The organism is bacterium (genome assembly GCA_037128595.1).
Taxonomy (GTDB): domain Bacteria; phylum Verrucomicrobiota; class Kiritimatiellia; order CAIKKV01; family CAITUY01; genus JAABPW01.
This window is the reverse complement of sequence record JBAXWB010000016.1, coordinates 1-15,763: the sequence shown is the minus strand read 5'-3', so window position 1 is coordinate 15,763 and position 15,763 is coordinate 1. Positions and strand designations below refer to the sequence as shown.

16 protein-coding genes and 1 pseudogene are annotated in these 15,763 nt (G+C 55.0%); 7 read left to right on the top strand and 10 right to left on the bottom strand.

Annotation, left to right across the window (positions count from 1 at the left end; translation table 11 throughout):
- The first annotated feature begins 168 nt into the window (after positions 1 to 168).
- From WCS52_11010 to WCS52_10995, 4 genes are all read left to right on the top strand, one after another.
- Entirely contained in the window at positions 169 to 1,164 is a 996-nt protein-coding gene (locus WCS52_11010; protein MEI6167714.1) for a hypothetical protein, read from the top strand.
- Between the two features lie 662 nt (positions 1,165 to 1,826).
- The gene (locus WCS52_11005) at positions 1,827 to 3,020 is read left to right on the top strand and encodes an ATP-binding protein (GenBank protein ID MEI6167713.1); all 1,194 of its coding nucleotides are present in this window, start codon (positions 1,827 to 1,829) and stop codon (positions 3,018 to 3,020) included.
- Between the two features lie 859 nt (positions 3,021 to 3,879).
- Positions 3,880 to 4,182, top strand: a complete 303-nt coding sequence (locus WCS52_11000; GenBank protein MEI6167712.1) for a hypothetical protein — start codon at positions 3,880 to 3,882, stop codon at positions 4,180 to 4,182.
- A gap of 825 nt (positions 4,183 to 5,007) precedes the next feature.
- Positions 5,008 to 5,154, top strand: a complete 147-nt coding sequence (locus WCS52_10995) for a hypothetical protein (GenBank protein ID MEI6167711.1) — start codon at positions 5,008 to 5,010, stop codon at positions 5,152 to 5,154.
- A 348-nt stretch (positions 5,155 to 5,502) separates the two neighbouring features.
- Here the strand turns inward: WCS52_10995 and WCS52_10990 are convergent.
- The 9 genes and pseudogenes from WCS52_10990 to WCS52_10950 form a co-directional block, all read right to left on the bottom strand.
- Positions 5,503 to 5,622, bottom strand: a pseudogene (locus WCS52_10990) (Fic family protein).
- A gap of 338 nt (positions 5,623 to 5,960) precedes the next feature.
- Positions 5,961 to 6,488 carry a hypothetical protein gene (locus WCS52_10985; GenBank protein MEI6167710.1) on the bottom strand — a complete coding sequence of 176 codons (528 nt, stop codon included), beginning with the start codon at positions 6,486 to 6,488 and terminating at the stop codon, positions 5,961 to 5,963.
- 140 nt (positions 6,489 to 6,628) lie between these two features.
- Positions 6,629 to 6,901, bottom strand: a complete 273-nt coding sequence (locus WCS52_10980; GenBank protein ID MEI6167709.1) for a hypothetical protein — start codon at positions 6,899 to 6,901, stop codon at positions 6,629 to 6,631.
- 4 nt (positions 6,902 to 6,905) lie between these two features.
- Positions 6,906 to 7,559 (bottom strand): flavodoxin family protein, encoded by a 654-nt coding sequence (locus tag WCS52_10975; GenBank protein ID MEI6167708.1) that lies wholly within the window; start codon positions 7,557 to 7,559, stop codon positions 6,906 to 6,908.
- 136 nt (positions 7,560 to 7,695) lie between these two features.
- A complete protein-coding gene (locus WCS52_10970) occupies positions 7,696 to 8,667 on the bottom strand; it encodes a hypothetical protein (protein MEI6167707.1) in 972 nt (323 codons plus the stop codon).
- Positions 8,668 to 8,680: 13 nt separating this feature from the next.
- Positions 8,681 to 9,940 carry an MBL fold metallo-hydrolase gene (locus WCS52_10965; protein ID MEI6167706.1) on the bottom strand — a complete coding sequence of 420 codons (1,260 nt, stop codon included), beginning with the start codon at positions 9,938 to 9,940 and terminating at the stop codon, positions 8,681 to 8,683.
- A complete protein-coding gene (gene surE / locus WCS52_10960) occupies positions 9,937 to 10,737 on the bottom strand; it encodes a 5'/3'-nucleotidase SurE (protein ID MEI6167705.1) in 801 nt (266 codons plus the stop codon). The genes WCS52_10965 and surE overlap by 4 nt, the downstream gene beginning before the upstream one ends.
- Positions 10,737 to 11,759, bottom strand: a complete 1,023-nt coding sequence (locus WCS52_10955; protein ID MEI6167704.1) for a virulence protein RhuM/Fic/DOC family protein — start codon at positions 11,757 to 11,759, stop codon at positions 10,737 to 10,739. The genes surE and WCS52_10955 overlap by 1 nt, the downstream gene beginning before the upstream one ends.
- Entirely contained in the window at positions 11,756 to 12,754 is a 999-nt protein-coding gene (locus WCS52_10950; GenBank protein ID MEI6167703.1) for a WYL domain-containing protein, read from the bottom strand. The genes WCS52_10955 and WCS52_10950 overlap by 4 nt, the downstream gene beginning before the upstream one ends.
- A gap of 313 nt (positions 12,755 to 13,067) precedes the next feature.
- Between WCS52_10950 and WCS52_10945 the strand changes: the two genes are divergently transcribed.
- Both WCS52_10945 and WCS52_10940 read left to right on the top strand, forming a co-directional pair.
- Positions 13,068 to 13,298 (top strand): hypothetical protein, encoded by a 231-nt coding sequence (locus tag WCS52_10945; GenBank protein MEI6167702.1) that lies wholly within the window; start codon positions 13,068 to 13,070, stop codon positions 13,296 to 13,298.
- A gap of 57 nt (positions 13,299 to 13,355) precedes the next feature.
- The gene (locus WCS52_10940; GenBank protein MEI6167701.1) at positions 13,356 to 13,466 is read left to right on the top strand and encodes an ORF6N domain-containing protein; all 111 of its coding nucleotides are present in this window, start codon (positions 13,356 to 13,358) and stop codon (positions 13,464 to 13,466) included.
- A gap of 63 nt (positions 13,467 to 13,529) precedes the next feature.
- Here WCS52_10940 and WCS52_10935 read toward each other — a convergent pair whose 3' ends face one another.
- The gene (locus WCS52_10935) at positions 13,530 to 14,627 is read right to left on the bottom strand and encodes a PDDEXK nuclease domain-containing protein (GenBank protein MEI6167700.1); all 1,098 of its coding nucleotides are present in this window, start codon (positions 14,625 to 14,627) and stop codon (positions 13,530 to 13,532) included.
- Between the two features lie 482 nt (positions 14,628 to 15,109).
- Between WCS52_10935 and WCS52_10930 the strand changes: the two genes are divergently transcribed.
- Entirely contained in the window at positions 15,110 to 15,616 is a 507-nt protein-coding gene (locus WCS52_10930; protein MEI6167699.1) for an ORF6N domain-containing protein, read from the top strand.
- Positions 15,617 to 15,763: the final 147 nt, after the last annotated feature.

Below are 15,763 nucleotides of genomic sequence, written 5' to 3'. Positions count from 1 at the left end.
CTTGGAGGGCGCCAATCCTTTGGCGCCGTGTCCATATCTGGTAGCCAAAGAGACTTTTTCAGCAGAATCCTAATCGCAGATGCGCCCTGAGTCAGGTGGGCCCTGAATTTGGTAGTGCATTCCAGACCTGCCCACCGTATTCTGGCAACCATTAAGAGAGGTGCCGCTATGTCATTCCTTGAAACCGAGAAACCCCAGCAGTTCAAATTCAAAAGCACATCGAAGTTCATCTCCGAGGCCGCCCGCCATGATGGTATCTACAAGGGGCAACCGCGACGATTCTGCCTGCCCCTCAGCCACGCCGAGGAGAACCTGATCCCCTCAGCCCGTAAGACCGCGCTCGCGTGGTTCGATTCGCACGAGATCAAGTGGCATGATGGCAAGGACGGTAAGCCCAGCAACCATATGTGCGACTCTCAGATCTGTTGCGTGAACTTCCTGTTCCCGTTCGCAAACCGCCCCGAGCCGCTGGCAAGGCTTTTAAAGCCATTATTTCCAGACCTGAAGCGGATGCTCCCCATTGAGGATGACCGGTTTGTCACATTCGAATGGATTGGAGGCGACTATCTCAATGAAAAGCGGCGGAAGACCAGTCGCCGCACACGCGGGGCGAACTTCACGAGTGCCGATGCCTGCGTCGCGTTTGAGCGGACCGACGGCAAAAAACAGGTGATCCTCATCGAGTGGAAGTACACAGAATCCTATGGCTCTGCCTTCCTCAAGGTGTCAGAGAACGGCACGGATCGGACGAAAATCTACCAGCCCCTGTTCGACAAGCCGGACTGCCCCATTGACAAGGGGGTGCTTCCGAGCTTTGAATCGCTGTTCTTCGAACCGTTCTATCAATTGATGCGGCAGCAGTTCCTTGCCCGGGAAATGGAAACGGCCAAGGAAATGGACGCCGACATCGTCAGCCTATTGCACATTGCCCCTGACCAGAACAAGGAGTTCCTCCGGGTCACCTCGCCACAACTTCAACCGCTGGGGTCCAAGGCGACGGACGTCTGGGCAAAGTTGATCAAGACGCCCGGCAGGTTCCTGAGCATCAGCACGGAGATGCTGTTCGGCAACCTGCTGACGTCGCCCCCCGAGGGGATGAGAGATTGGGCTGAGTATTTAAACCAGCGTTATCCCTGGGCAACTACCGGCAAAAGTTCCTGCTGATCCTTTCCGGGAAGCAAGCGGCAATCTAAAACGCCTATCCGGAAGCCGTGGTGTCGCCATATTACACAGGGACTGTCCCCGTCACCCCCAATCAGGACTTTCCATGAACATCCACCGCTTATCAGCGGCGGCTACTCGTTTTTCAACGGGCGGCTAGACTCAAGCCTGATGGCCATTCTTAAAATGGAGGGCGCTGCTCTGTCAGCGCCGGCGCTCAGGGTTACCCGCCCCCGTCTATTGGCCCAACTGGGTAATAACCGTTGTCGCCAGCCAATTTCTCTACTCCCTCTCCCTTCAGCAGGGTCTTTTGTTTTGGCCATTTTGGCACTGGTTTCGACAGAGCGAAACCCTCCATTAAGAATTGAAATCATGAAAATATCAGGTGTTTTCACAATGGAGGGATGCGCTCCGTCGCATCCGGAGAGCCGAAATAAGCCAAAACAAAAGACCCTGCTCCCTTCAGGGGAGAGGGCTGGGGTGAGGGTCGCCTTCCTGACCACCTATAGCGACAGGTTCCCTACTGAACCTCCATGGCATAATACTGGAGCAGTTCATTGAACGGCCGGTGCTGGCTCCTGGCCCGGTCCAGCAGGCGTCGCGACCAGCGGGGTCACGTACTTAACCGGTTGACAAGCACTCCATTTTCGGCAAATATGGATTCCATGAAATACATCCAAAGAACCCTTGATCCGCTGATCAGGACTACACTTGAACGCGGGAAAAGCATTCTCCTCTTTGGGCCCAGGCAAACGGGCAAGACCACGCTGGTCAACCGGCTTGATCCTCAGTTGACCGTTTCTTTTATCCGCCCGGACGTCCGGTTGCGTTATGAAAAAGCTCCGGCCCTGCTTCGCGGCGAAGTGGAGGCGTTATCGCCCCTATCGTCCGGAAGACTTCCGCTGGTCGTGCTTGACGAAGTACAGAAGGTTCCGGAGATCATGGACGTGGTGCAGGACCTGATTGACCGTGGTGTGGCCCTATTCCTGTTGACCGGATCAAGCGCCCGGAAATTGCGGCGTCATGCGCGAACAAATCTGCTTCCGGGGCGGGTCACGGTTTTGCATCTGGATCCTTTCGGGATCAAGGAGTGGCCTGGCGAAAGCCTGGAAGAACGCCTGCTGGACGGAGCGCTGCCGGGAATCGTAAGCGTGCGTGATCCGCAGGATCGGGAGCAGGATCTGGCCGCCTATGTCACAACGTATCTGGAGGAGGAGATCAGGGCGGAGGCGGCGGTCCGCCATTTGGGAAACTTTGCCCGGTTTCTTGAATTGGCGGCCTCGGAGTCCGGTGGAATCGTGAACCTGCGCAAACTTGCCTCCGAGATCGGCGTTGCGCACACCACCATCGGCAGTTATTACCAGATACTGGAAGACTGTCTGATCGCCGAGCGCATCGAACCATTGAGTGCAAGCGCAACGAGAAAGAAACTCACGCGCTCAGACCGGTTTCTTTTTTTCGACATGGGCGTGCGCCGTCTGGCCGCACGTGAAGGCCGACAGCCGCCACGATCTCAATGGGGGTTGCTTTTTGAGCAGTTCGTCGGACTCGAGCTACTCCGGTTCATCCGTGCGCAACGGCGCTCCTTAAAGTTGCGTTTCTGGCGTGATCCGGACGGCCCTGAAGTGGACTGGGTAGTAGACTGCGAGGGTATTTATGTGCCGATCGAGGTCAAATGGACGGACTCGCCCGATGCAGGCGATGCACGCCATCTCAACTGCTTCATGGCGGAGTATCCGACGCATGGGCAGGGTTACGTGGTATGCCGAGTCCCCCGGAAAACAAAGATCAGCGACCGCGTAACGGCGTTGCCCTGGCAAACCTTTCTCGACGAAATCGTTTCCTCCATAAAGGGGTGATGGCTATGTATTTATTCTGACTCCTCACATCCCCCCCCTCCCAGGTTATGGCCCCACCGGCCCCACCCCGTAAACGCATCGGGTTCCAGTAGGGAGTGGCGCGGGGCGCCACGGTTGTAAGACGCCCAGGGACAGGCAACCTGTTCCAAACATAGTCCAAGTCAGGGGGATTTTGAACAGCCTACTTCGCCAAAGGCTACGAAGGCCGGGGAAGCACGCAAAGGACGCGAAGAAGACCAATCAAATGTTGCGGCGTTTTAATCCCGCTGAGGCGGGATGAAAATGCCGCAACGGTGCTTCAAGGAGGGAAGAGAGTTGTTGGGCTGTCAGGTTGTTGAGGGGAGGATGGAAGGCCCGCGTGTATGTACGTGGGCGGGTCTTCCGGGGGTTCTGGAAAGAAGGTCGTGGCTTCGCCACACCAAGTCAATGATCGCCAACGGCTTAACCTAAGATAGCGTACCGATTTCCACCCTTAGATGCCCTGTTTTACCATTGAAATATGGGTTATAAGCAATCATCACCCCTTTTAGGGGGCAGTTGTTGGGTTGCCAGGTTGTTGGGATGCTGGAGGGAAGACGGAAGGCCCGCATGCATGTGTGCGCGGGGGTCTTCCAGGGATTCCGGGAGTGGAGGCCGTGAAGACGGCGGCGTGACGACGAGGAGGCGGAGAGCCTCCGTCGCCAAGGCTATGGAGGCCAGGGTGGAAGATGGAAGGCCCGCGGGTATGTATGCGTGTGTATGTACGTGCGGGTCTTCTGGAGGTTCCGGGAGTGGAGATCTGGATGACGGCGGGGTGACGATGGGGAGAGCAGAAGCCGAGCGTTCAAGGTCGCAATTTGCGACCGCATCAACCAGCACTATGCGGTCGCAAATTGCGACCGCATCAAAACGGAATATCCGCTACAGCCCCTATGCCTTCACTGAGCACGGCGCCATCATGGCCGCAAATGTGCTGCGGTCTGAACGGGCTGAGGAAATGAGCGTGGCCGTCGTGCGCGCCTTTGTCCGTTTGCGCCGTATGGCCCTCTCTGTAGAGAGCCTGGCCCGCAAGGTGGCCGCCCTTGAAAACAAGTACGATGCCAGTTTCAGCGCCGTCTTTGATGCCATCCGCGACCTTATGACCCCACCCGCCCCACCGCGTAAAAGCATCGGGTTCCAGTAGGGAGTGGCGCGGGGCGCCACGGTTGTTGAGTTGCTGGGTTGTTAGGTTGTTAAGGGGAAACCAGTAGGCGGTGGGCAGTTGGCAGCCTCCGTCGCCAAAGGGAGACCAGAGCGGGAGAAGGTGGAAGGCCCACGTGTACGTACGCGGGCGGGTCTTCCGGGGGTTCCGGAAACGAAGGGCGGGATGACGGCGGGGTGGCGATGGGGAGCGGAGCGGACGATGCAGAAGGCCCGCGTGTACGTGTGCGTGGGGGGGGGCTTTATCGGTGGCGTCAGGTGGCGGCCGACGTTACTACTCTTCGAAGTAGCGGATCTTCGCTACGTAGTAGAGTCCTCGACGGACGATTAAGCGGGCAAATCGTTCGCCGGGACGGCGAACGCCACCTGTGCTTCGCGCGGGATTTCAATGAAAAATATCCGCCCACTTCCGATTCGAATTACGCATTGCTAAAACTCTGTTTATAGGTTTTAGCACATGATCAAGTGTGAACGATAAGCCACCCTCACCCCAGCCCTCCTTGACACGACGTAGCCTACCGGCGTAGGCGGCTCCCCTCCTCATCCTCCTTCGCAGGCATTCGCCTGGCTACGGCGGACACGGCAGGAAGAGGGAGGGAATGGGCGGGCTCAAGAGCGGTTGGGACGGGCAATTTGTTCCGCTATGTGGCCCGGGAGATTGGTCAGACAGCGTCTGGACAATTCAGCGCTCGCACAGAATACTCATAGGGTCTTTAGGGACGACAGGTGAAGCGTAATGCGGACCGATTCCCGGATCGTTTCATGTTCCGCCTCACCGAGGCGGAGTGGGCGCATTTGAGGTCGCAATTTGCGACCTCAAAAAACGCAGTGGCCGCGCTACACTCCCCAGGCCTTCACGGAGCATGGCGCCATCATGGAGGTCACAAAATGTGACCTCCATTTGATGGCGACGGGGAGCAACGGGAGGGCGGAGAAACTGATTGATCTGATGTGATCTCGCAATGTCTATGCTGGCTTTTCATCACCATTATTGTATAGTCTAAAACAGGAATACGGAGAGATAAATGAGCCCTCTTACCATCAGCAATCCTTATCTGCGGAAGACGCGGAGTCTTCAACGGACGATCCGTGAAGACGCCCGGGAATCGAGCATCTTTGAAGGTGCAACCCTTCCTGCTGACGTGGTCCATCATGAACCCGCCTCCATACGGCGGCGGATGGCATTCTCGAAAAAATCGGCCAGCGAAAGATAGTCCTGGACGTACCCCTTCTGCACACCCGCCAGATAGTCATCACTTTCCTTCCGGGAATTCCTGCCAGCAAACCGGAACTCAGGTAAGGGGTATCCTGCCTGTACCGCCATCAGGGCGGCCACCCAACGCGCCACGCGTCCATTTCCATCCCTGAAGGGGTGGATCAACAGTAATTCCGCGTGCACCATGGCAATCCGGGTGGCCACTTCTGGAAGTGGCGCAGGCCGGGGACTCTACTACGTAGCGAAGGTCCGCTACTTCGAAGAGTTGTAACGGCGAACGCCACCTGTGCTTTGCACGGGGTTTCAATGAATAATATCCGTCAATTTTTGATTTGAATAACACATTGCTAAAACTCTGCTTATAGGTTTTAGCACATGATCAAGCATGATCGATAATCCACCCTCACCCCTGCCCTCCTTGGCCGACGTAGCCTACCGGCATAGGCGGCTCCCCTCCTCCTCCTTCGCAGGCATTCGCCTGGCTACGGCGGACACGGCAGGAAGAGGGAGTTAATCGTCGTGAAACATTGAACAAGTCCTGAATATCAACGGGGCGCATAGTACTCCAATCGTTCGCGAATCATTTTCTCAGCCAATTCCCGCTCGCGGGCACGTCCTGCCCCACGCACGGCATCAGCGAGCACAAGCCACTCATAAAGTGCCGGATCCTGCCGGATCGCCACTGTGACCGACCGGCAGAGGGGGCGAATTTCCAAACCAGCTGACTCGCCGTCCGGGTCCGGCCAAACGGGAATATCCGGGTCGTCATCCGAGACCCGGAAATGACTGGATAACGGGGCAGCGGCAAAACCTGTACGGATACCTCTGGTTCGTCCCCCTGGTCGAACGGGAAGCACATACTTCAGACCATGAATCATAAACTCCGCCACGGCAGATCTGTTGGGCTGGTAAGTTGCTGGCTGGATCAGCCCTGCGCTGCGGGCCCGATGAAAGGCGGCATGGGCTTCAGAGGCGCTAATGCCTAACTGCTTGCCAAGCAAGGCAAAACTCCCCGGCCATTCTTTCGCCAGTAACTTGAGTACTACAAGGATGTCTTGTGGCTTGATCATCATGCATATACGCTATTCGCGAATAGCGAATATGTCAACATGGAAAGTGATTGTCCGGGGAATTGGGGGAAATGCCAGTAGGCAGAGGACAGTGGGCGGTGGACCCCCACCCTCTCCCTCGAGGGGAGAGGGTGAAGATTAGATTATCTGACGGCGGCGGAGACGGCCATGGCGGTGAGCGCGCCTATAAGGGTAAGCGTGACCAGACAGCCGGATTTTCGGCTGTGCCGCCCCAGCGCGAAGAGGTCAATGGTGGTGCGGTTGTAGATCCGGTTATAGGCGGCCTTGCGGGGATTTGTCAGCCAACCCCAGCCACGGGGGGCTTTCAGGCCCATTTGGTTGCGCACAATGCGTTTCCAGGACGTGCGGGCGGCGATGCGTTTGGTCAATGAGGGTATGCGGATGCCGATTTTCATGACCTTACATCCAGCCCTTATCCTGCCAGTACTTGTACTCGTAGGGCCATTGATCCTTGTGGAATGAAATAAGATTGCAGAAACGGATCCGCTGGGACTCAATCGCTTGAGCCTGATCCGGCCATGACTGTTTCGACGAGATCGCGGCAACAATGGAGGAACCCAACTCCCGGGCCGAAGCAAAATCGGCATCTTTGAGCGGAACACGGGCATCCACATTGCCCACGAATTGCGCGCCTACCGTTACGGCATACCTCTTCATGAACGCCATCGTCGCCTCCCCGCCGCCTCCGCCGCTGGTGGTCAGCGCGGCCATATATTTACCGGTCAGCCGCAGGCAGTGAACAAAGTGGCTGGTCCGGTCAAGAAGCGCCTTCATTTGGGCGGTAACGTGGTCGAGATAGACTGGGGATGCCAGCACGATCCCATCAGCCTCCAGCATCTGACGCAGGATAGGCCGGCAATCATCGTTCAGGACACAGTCAGGCCCCTTATGGCAGGCTTCACACGCCTGGCAGAACCCGATCCGAACCTTGCCTAGATCAACGAATTCGACTTGGGCCCCTTTGGTTTTGGCTTCAGCCAGTAGCGCGTCAAGCAAGGCGCGGGTTTGGCTTTTGGTGCCCCGGGGGCTCCCACATATTCCGAGTATTTTCATCGAGTATTTCCTTGAAACAGCTTTGTATGAACGAATCTAAGAATTTGAACAGAAGTCGCTAAGTTCGCAAAGGTGGGAGCGGCGAATTCGCCGCTCCCACGGTAATTAATATTCTAGACCATCCACACGGCGGTGGTTATACGATTTTCTTTTCAATTTGACCAAGTCTCGTTCTGAAGGCTTCAAGTGAAAGGATGTTATGAGAGTAAAGGCCGTAACCCATAAAGGTTGATTTAGCAAAGCAGACCTTGAATTTGGGTTTGCCTGTCATTTGTTTCTCATAGATTTCTTCCACCGCATCCTTGAGTTTCCGACTTGCCGGATCATGATTAGCCAACAGGAAGATAACTTCTATATCATCCGCAACCCTGTCGACTGCATTTCTATTGTCTGCCAATGCAGGAATAAGACCTAGTTCGCGCTTCTGTTTGAAAACATTGAGCATTTCCTGCTTGAATGATTTAAGTTGGTTAGCATCGGAAAAGAATTTTTCCCACTGCTGGTAATGATCACGCAGGCCGGCTTTACCGTTTAAAGCTCCGTCACCCGCTTTCAGTTCAAGGACTGCCAATCTGGGAATAAACTCTTTATGTAATTTACGGGCAGTCGAATTCGAATCCCATCGCAGTGCAACCAAATCAAACCGCGCACCAATATGGTTGTCGTATTCTATATCGATGATGAAATAATCATTACCGCCAGCCCATGGGGCAGTATTGTTTTCATACACCACCATTTGCTGGCTCGCTCGTTCAGCCTTGGGATTGGCACCAAACCAAAGATCCATAGCGTTTTTCATTTCGGGAAATAGAACCAACCATGTCTCGGCATCAGCCTTGCTCAGAATTCCTTTGCTTGGCAGTTTATCCTTGAGCGCCGGCCCATACTTTGTCTCGAAGAAAGCCGAATAACCCCCACTCTTATTGCCTGGCGAAACCTTGAGAAGGTTACCGCCACGGTAATAAATGTTCAGGTAATCCTTCCGGATCTCCAGATCCAGAGACGTATCCGCTTTTACACGTTTCAGAAGAGGAGCTAACATCCCTTCACTTAGATCCTGAAAAAAGGCTTGCTGCGAGAGACCACGTTGTCCAAATTCGTTGCTCATTATGTAACTCCTTTTAGTGACTTTTACTTCCAACGCCCCACCAAACTCCATCTTGTTTCAAATCAACATTTTGAAATAGCTCAGCAAATTGTTCCGGATGCTGCGTGTGGATCGGCACCACCAAGGCGCTTGCAAATGTTTCCCGCAGGCGCTGTAGATCCTTTACGGAAGCGTGGCCGGAGGTGTGACATTTGATCAATGGGATCTTGTGCTCACCAAGCCAGGCCAGGAAGGGCTTCATCTTTTCCTCGTCGAGGTAGCCGTCCCACATTGAGTAGACAAAGCTTGCGCCTGTGAGGCAGTTGGCTTTTTCCATGTCGCGCCGCATACTTGGTCTGAACAACATGACTGACCGATTCGCTGCTGCCGCAAGCTGCTGCCAGTGAATCCTATACGCCTTGTACTTATCTGAAATCGCAAATGACTCGTCCTGAATGATTCGCATTTTCTGTGAGAAGGGTAGATAAACGCGCACACGGTCCCAGTCGGCCTGCGGCAATCTTGGATTCTCGGTGGCTGCCAGAATGTGGGCCGTATACATATCGAGGATCAACTGACGATCGGAGCGCAGGCAGGCGCGAAATACCGTGACCAGACGATCAATGTTCTGTCCGGAACAGTTGACCAGCGGCATGCCAACCGTGGAACGGAAGATCTTGACCATCTCGGCCTCCAGGTCAGATTCGGTTGGGAAGCCCTGCTCTGTGCCGGTGCGGGTGATGGTGGTACCCTCCATCAGTAAAACATCCACATTCCCGGGTGGATGGGCAACCAGACGCTCAAAGAGATCACTCTTGCGGCCGTGCCCTCGCAGATCACCGGTATAGAAGAGCCGTTTCCCGTCGGCCTCAATCAGCATGGCATAGCTGTCGTAGGCCGAATGGTCCACTAAATAGGGTGTGATCGTAAAGGGACCCAACGTTAAAGGCTTACGGTCTTCGAGATGGATCACTTTTTCAAAGGTCCCGCCAGATTGTGTAAACACCGCAGCCGCCGCCAATATCCGCTCGGACGCCGCCCCCATAAGAAATGGGACGTTTTTCGGGACTCGGAAAGCCAATCCGTAGTGATCCTGGTGAGGATGGGACAGCACAATACCCAGAAGAGAGTCATCCGGAGCCTCAAGCCCTTTCACCTGAGGCATCTCGACGGATGCGGAATCAGGGCTGTCCAGAGGCTGCCCTATGTCGAGGACGAGTCGTTTTCCCTGTGACTCGAGCTCGATGCAAGTGCCCCCTATCTGATGGGCCCCACGGTGGATGCAAACCTTCATAACGCCCCTCCTCTACCCATCAGAAATGATTTCAGGTCGATTCGGGAAGTCAGGTCCATGCTTACCGGGGTGACGGACACCAGGTTAGAACATACGGCACGGATATCGGAATCCGGCTCCAGCGTTGCCTCATTAAATCCAAACTGGCACACCGCTTCCCCGATTCTGCTGGCATGATGCGGATCAGCCAGGTAATTGACGAAATAGCCCTGCCGGGACAGACGCGTCACTTTCCAAGGGGTCTTAATGGTGGCGGAGGCCGGCACGTTGACATTCAAAACATCCACATCCGGTGGTAACTTTGCATTCAGCATCAACGAGGCAAATATGTTGCAGAAATGGGTGGCAGCCCCCCACTCCAACTCAGCATATTTGCGGTGATTCCCAATGTCGGTCTGCAGGGACATGGCCAACCCCGGGACTCCGTGGGAAGCCGCCTGGAGCGCGGCGCCAACGGTGCCGGATATCGTGACGTTGGTTCCCAGGTTCTCCCCGTAATTGATGCCAGAAACAATCAGATCTGGTTGCTTTTCGGTGAATAGAACATCAAAAGCGTGGAGCACTATACGGGCTGGCGAACAGTCGCAGTGGTAACCGGTCACCGTTTTCCCGCCGAATTTCAGTTCAACCCGCTGGAATGAGCCCTGCCGGTCACCGTGAAGGCCGCGCCCAGCTGAGGTCTGTTGGCTTGATGGGGCGACTACGATCACCTCGCCCAATGGTAACACGGCCTCAACGGCCGCCCTTAGGCCGGGCGATTCGATTCCGTCATCGTTGGTGACGAGGATGAGGGGCATCAGAGGTTCTCCCGGTTGATCAGATTGACGATGACCTTACAAAGCGTGTCCTTTTCCGTTGGTCTGCTCTCGGCGATCAGAAGGGTCAGCGCCACAAGGGCATTATCGGCCAGACGCTTGGTGCCGGCCTCCCGATAAAGCAACCCGTTGGCATCAAGGAACCAGATGAATAGAAATGCGCCAATACGCTTGTTGCCGTCCACGAACGCATGGTTTTTAACGACAAAGTAAAGGAGGTGCGCGGCCTTTTCCTCAATGCTGGGGTAAAGATCCCGGCCACCAAATGTCTGGTAAACGGCACCGATGGCACTTTCCAGGCCTTTGTCCTTTTCCCGACCAAAGAACCCATCCGCCAACGCGCCCATTGTCTCGGCCATACGGACTATGGCGGCCCGTGCGGCATCACAGGTCAGGACAAACCGCCCAATCTCAGTGGTCGCGTGTAACCGGAGTTGCTGGTGGTCGTACTGGTCAAGCAATCGCAGGGCCAGCGAATAGTCGGTGATGACCCGAAGCAACCCCTCGGCCTCTGGTCCAGTGATTGCCTTTTCACTGATGACCCTCGCCATCACGTCCAAAGCGGCCTGAAGTTCCGAAAAACGGGTTATCTGAGCCTGCAACCGCTTCTCGTTAAGCGTATAGCCCTGGATAAGGTGGTCCTTGAGAATACTTGTGGCCCAAATACGGAATTCGGTGCCGCGGCGAGAGTTGACGCGGTATCCGACCGAAAGGATCATATCGAGACTGAAGAATTCAATTTCACGTGTGACGCGCCTGCCACCTTCGTTTTGAACTGTTGCAGTTTTTGCAACAGTTGAGCCCCGGGCCAATTCACCCGTTGCGTAAATGGTGCGTATGTGCCTTGAAATGACAGACTTATCGCGCTCGAACAGATCCGCCATCTGCTGGAGGCTTAACCAGATGGTCTCGCCACGAATGCTGACCTCCAACGCTGCACGCCCATCCTTTGCACGATAGATAGCGATTTCATTCTGAGGTACTTTTTTCATGTTGCCTTTCATCCTTTACCTCTACGCTGCGTCACCTGCCGGACCTTGCACATGGCGGTGATCTCATCATCGACCATCTTCTTGAGTTCAGTGGGGGCAAGAACTTTGACCCAGCGGCCCCAGGCCATGACCCAGCGAAAAACCTCGTAGACACCGGCGGCTGAGAAGGAGAGCTCAATGTCGCCGTTCTTCCTCTTGCGGATGACCTGCTTGGGGCCCCATTGCTTTTCAAGGACCCAGGTGGCCACCTCTTTGTTAAAGAGGAGCCGGACACTGTGGTTGTGGTCATTCAGGACAAAACGGCCAAATGTGTTAGCCAGCAACGTCTTGGGATCGAAATCGGCGGGGGTTTCGAATGCCCGGTCGGTCAGTTTGACTGACTGGATACGCCCGATGGAGAACTGGCGGACACGGTCCTCACCCTCGATCTTGCCGAACAGGTACCATTCGCCTTGCAGATTGGCCATATGCAGTGGCGCTATCATCCGCCCGGGTGTAATCCCCTTCTCCGGGCTCCGATAGACCAGAGATAGCCATTTCTGGTTCACCAGCCCACGGACGACCGTCGACCAGGTTTCCATATCAATGGCGCGTGTTGGCGGCGTCGTGAAGCTGAACTTATTGAAGATGAGTTCCGGCCGGACGGTGATTTTATCGGGTAGCAGGTCGGTGATCTTGCTAAAGACCCGCTCCAGTTCGGCGGCAATCGGGGTTCCCCGGTACTGTTCAAGGGCTTTTTCCGCAACCAGGATGGCGACCAGGTCGCCCTCGCTGACGCTGATGGAGGGCATGAACCATTGGGTGGTGGTGTAGTAGAAGCCCTTTTTCTCGCGGTCATAGTCGATCGGGGCGTTCAAGCTGTCGCGAAGGAAGTCGATGTCACGCTGGACGGTCTTCTGGGAGACCTCCCAGTCGGCGGAGAAGTTGAGGCAGTTGGGGTAAAGCCCCTGGCGGATGCGTTTGTCGAGCTCGAGCAGGCGGGAAAACTGGGACTTGTTACGTTTCATAGTTGGCCTCGGGGAGAGAAGACTTCACCACTGATCTGCACTGATTGACACTGATCCGGAAAAGAAAAGATTTTGAACAGAAGCTCGCGAAGGCCGCGAAGAATGTTGCGGGGTTTTAATCCCGCTGAGGCGGGATGAAAATCCCGCAACGTGTTTTCCGGGAATCCAACGAGTCATAACGTTCATCCCTTCTATTGGAACATATGCGGACGGTCAAAAACTGTCCGTCATAAATTTAATCTGACGGACATCATCTGTACACCATCAGACGGCATACTGTCCAAAGATAAAGAGGATGAAAGGAACGGCGCGTATGACAAATGCTGAACGTGATGCCAATGAAGTGATGGAGAACAAGCTGAGATGTGTGAGTCTGCTGATGGACTGTCCGCTTAACCGTAATGCCACCAGTTGCCCGTTCCACAGGGTGCGGCAGGAGGAATCGGTGGCGACGCGTGTCAACTGGGTGAAAAGCATGGATTCCGAAAGACTGACAGGATTGCTGGCCAGACATGAGAAATGTATGGGCGGGAGGAGACCGTGAGGTAACCTCCTTCACCAAGGCTCCCACCACCCTGTCCGCCTCGCACCCCAGGAGGCCATCATCCGCCTGCGCGGTCATGCCGTCATTCTCGACTCCGACCTAGCCGCCCTTTACGGCGTGACGGTCAAGCGGCTCAACGAACAGGTAAAGCGTAATGCGGCGTTTTAATCCCGCTGAGGCGGGATGAAAATGCCGCAACGGTGCTTCAGGTAAAGGGAATAATCGCATGGCTCATTCCTGTTCAAAGGCCTTTAATTGCGCTCTCAATTCATCTTTACTGGGTAGATACAGTTGATACCGGCTTGCAAAAATTGCATGGTTGTCCGCCGGGAGTGTCATCTCCACCACGGCGTCACTTTTCGACCGACACAAGAGAATGCCGATAGTCGGGCTCTCTTCGTCCGTTTTTACCTTGCGGTCAAAGAAGTTCACATACATCTGCATCTGGCCAATATCCTGGTGGGTCAGCTCCCCGATCTTCAGGTCCACCACAACAAAACACCGCAGAAGTCTGTTATAGAATACTAGGTCCACCCAAAAATGTTTGTCGTCAAATGTCAGCCGAAATTGCCGGGACTGAAACAGGAACCCCTTGCCCAGTTCGAGCAGGAAATGCTCCAATCGTGAAATGATCGCCGCCTCGAGGTCGCTTTCCGAATAGGAGGCCTGATCCTCAAGGCCAAGAAATTCGAGCACCAACGGGCTTTTTATAATATCTGATGGCGTTGCCAAAATCTGGCCATCACGACTGAGTTGCTGGATTTTACGCTTGTCGCGACTGAGCGCCAGTCGCTCATAAAGGCTGGTGTTGAATTGACGTTTCAGCTCCCTTAAAGACCATTTCTGCTGCGCCGCTTCGATTTCGTAGAAGCGCCGCTCTTCCACATTCTCAACCTGAACCAGGAAAGCGTAATGCGACCAGCTCAAAGGGAGCATTCCGGCCAATTCGTCAGACAGCGTCTGACGAATTGTAACACTCTTATCATCAACTGGTTGAAGTTCAACATGCAGCGTCTGCGGGATCTGCCGAAGCAATTCGCCAGACAGTCCCTGATGAATCCCGGAGTAAGCACGATAGAACTGCCGAAAGAGTTTCAAATTGGTCTCAGAAAAACCCTTTCTTTGCCTAACCGCGAGTCGAGTCGCCGCCTTGGCCATCAACATTTCGCCATACTCCGCCTTATCTTCACCATGTTGTTCGAACTCAACCAAGTACAGGCCGACCAGCCAATTCCGGATGACAAGAGAACGATCAACCGCCACAGCGGCACGGCGTTGCAATTTCTCGTCGGTTTGATGGATCAACTCAACCAGCATTTCAATATTCATTCTCGCTTCATCCCTTCACCGATACACTCCGGAATTCGCGAATTCTCCCACATCCAATCTGATTTTGTATATCTGCGGAAGTAACGATTTTTGCATCAGCGGATGGCAGAGGGCAGCGGGGAGCGCCGGGGGCGCGGTTGTTGAGTTGCTGGGTTGTTGAGGAGATGATGATGACCCACGTGTGTATGTGTGCGCGGGTCTTCCGGGGGTTCCGGAAACGAAGGGCGGGATGACGGCGGGGTGGCGATGGGGAGAAGAAAGTGGGAGGCGGAAGGCCCGCGTACACATCTGCGCGGGTCTTTTGAGTTTGCGACAGGTGGCGGCCGACGTCTCGGCGGCCGATTAAGCGTAGCGCCAGGGGGGAAATCGTTCGCCGGGACGTCGAACGCCACCTGTGCTTCGGGACCGATTAGGGACGGGCTATCTATTTAGTATTATGTATTAGCTATTGACTTGATAAATGGTTAAGGCCTAGTGAGTGCATGAATCTACCCCATCACCCTGTCCGCCTGGCACCGCAAGAAGCCATCGTCCGCCTACGCGGTCAGGCGGTCATTCTCGACACTAACCTTGCCGAACTTTATGGTGTCCCCGTCAAACGGCTCAACCAACAAGTTACGCGAAATCGTGAACGGTTCCCTGATCATTTTTGTTTCCAACTCACCGACACGGAGTGGCAAGCTTTGAGGTTGCAAAATGCAACCTCAAAAAACCGGGGTGGACGTCGCTATCCCCCCTATGCCTTCACGGAGCATGGCGCCATCATGGCCGCCACGGTACTCAACAGCCCCCAGGCGATCCAGATGAGCATCACAATCGTCACCGCCTTTGTAAAACTGCGCCGTATGGCCCTCTCTGTAGAGAGCCTGGCCCGCAAGGTGGCCGCCCTTGAAAACAAGTACGATGCAAGTTTCAGTGCCGTCTTCGATGCCATCCGGAACCTCATGGAGCCGTCCACCCCACCCCGGGAACGCATCGGGTTCCAGTAGGGAGTGGCGCGGGGCGCCACGGTTGTTGAGTTGTCAGGTTGTTGGGTTGTTGAGGGGAAACCAGTAGGCGGTGGGCAGTTGGCAGTTAGCAGCGCCTGTCCCGTCCGGCTGTAGATTGACACTTTTCAATAAAGGAGAAAAGTGCGA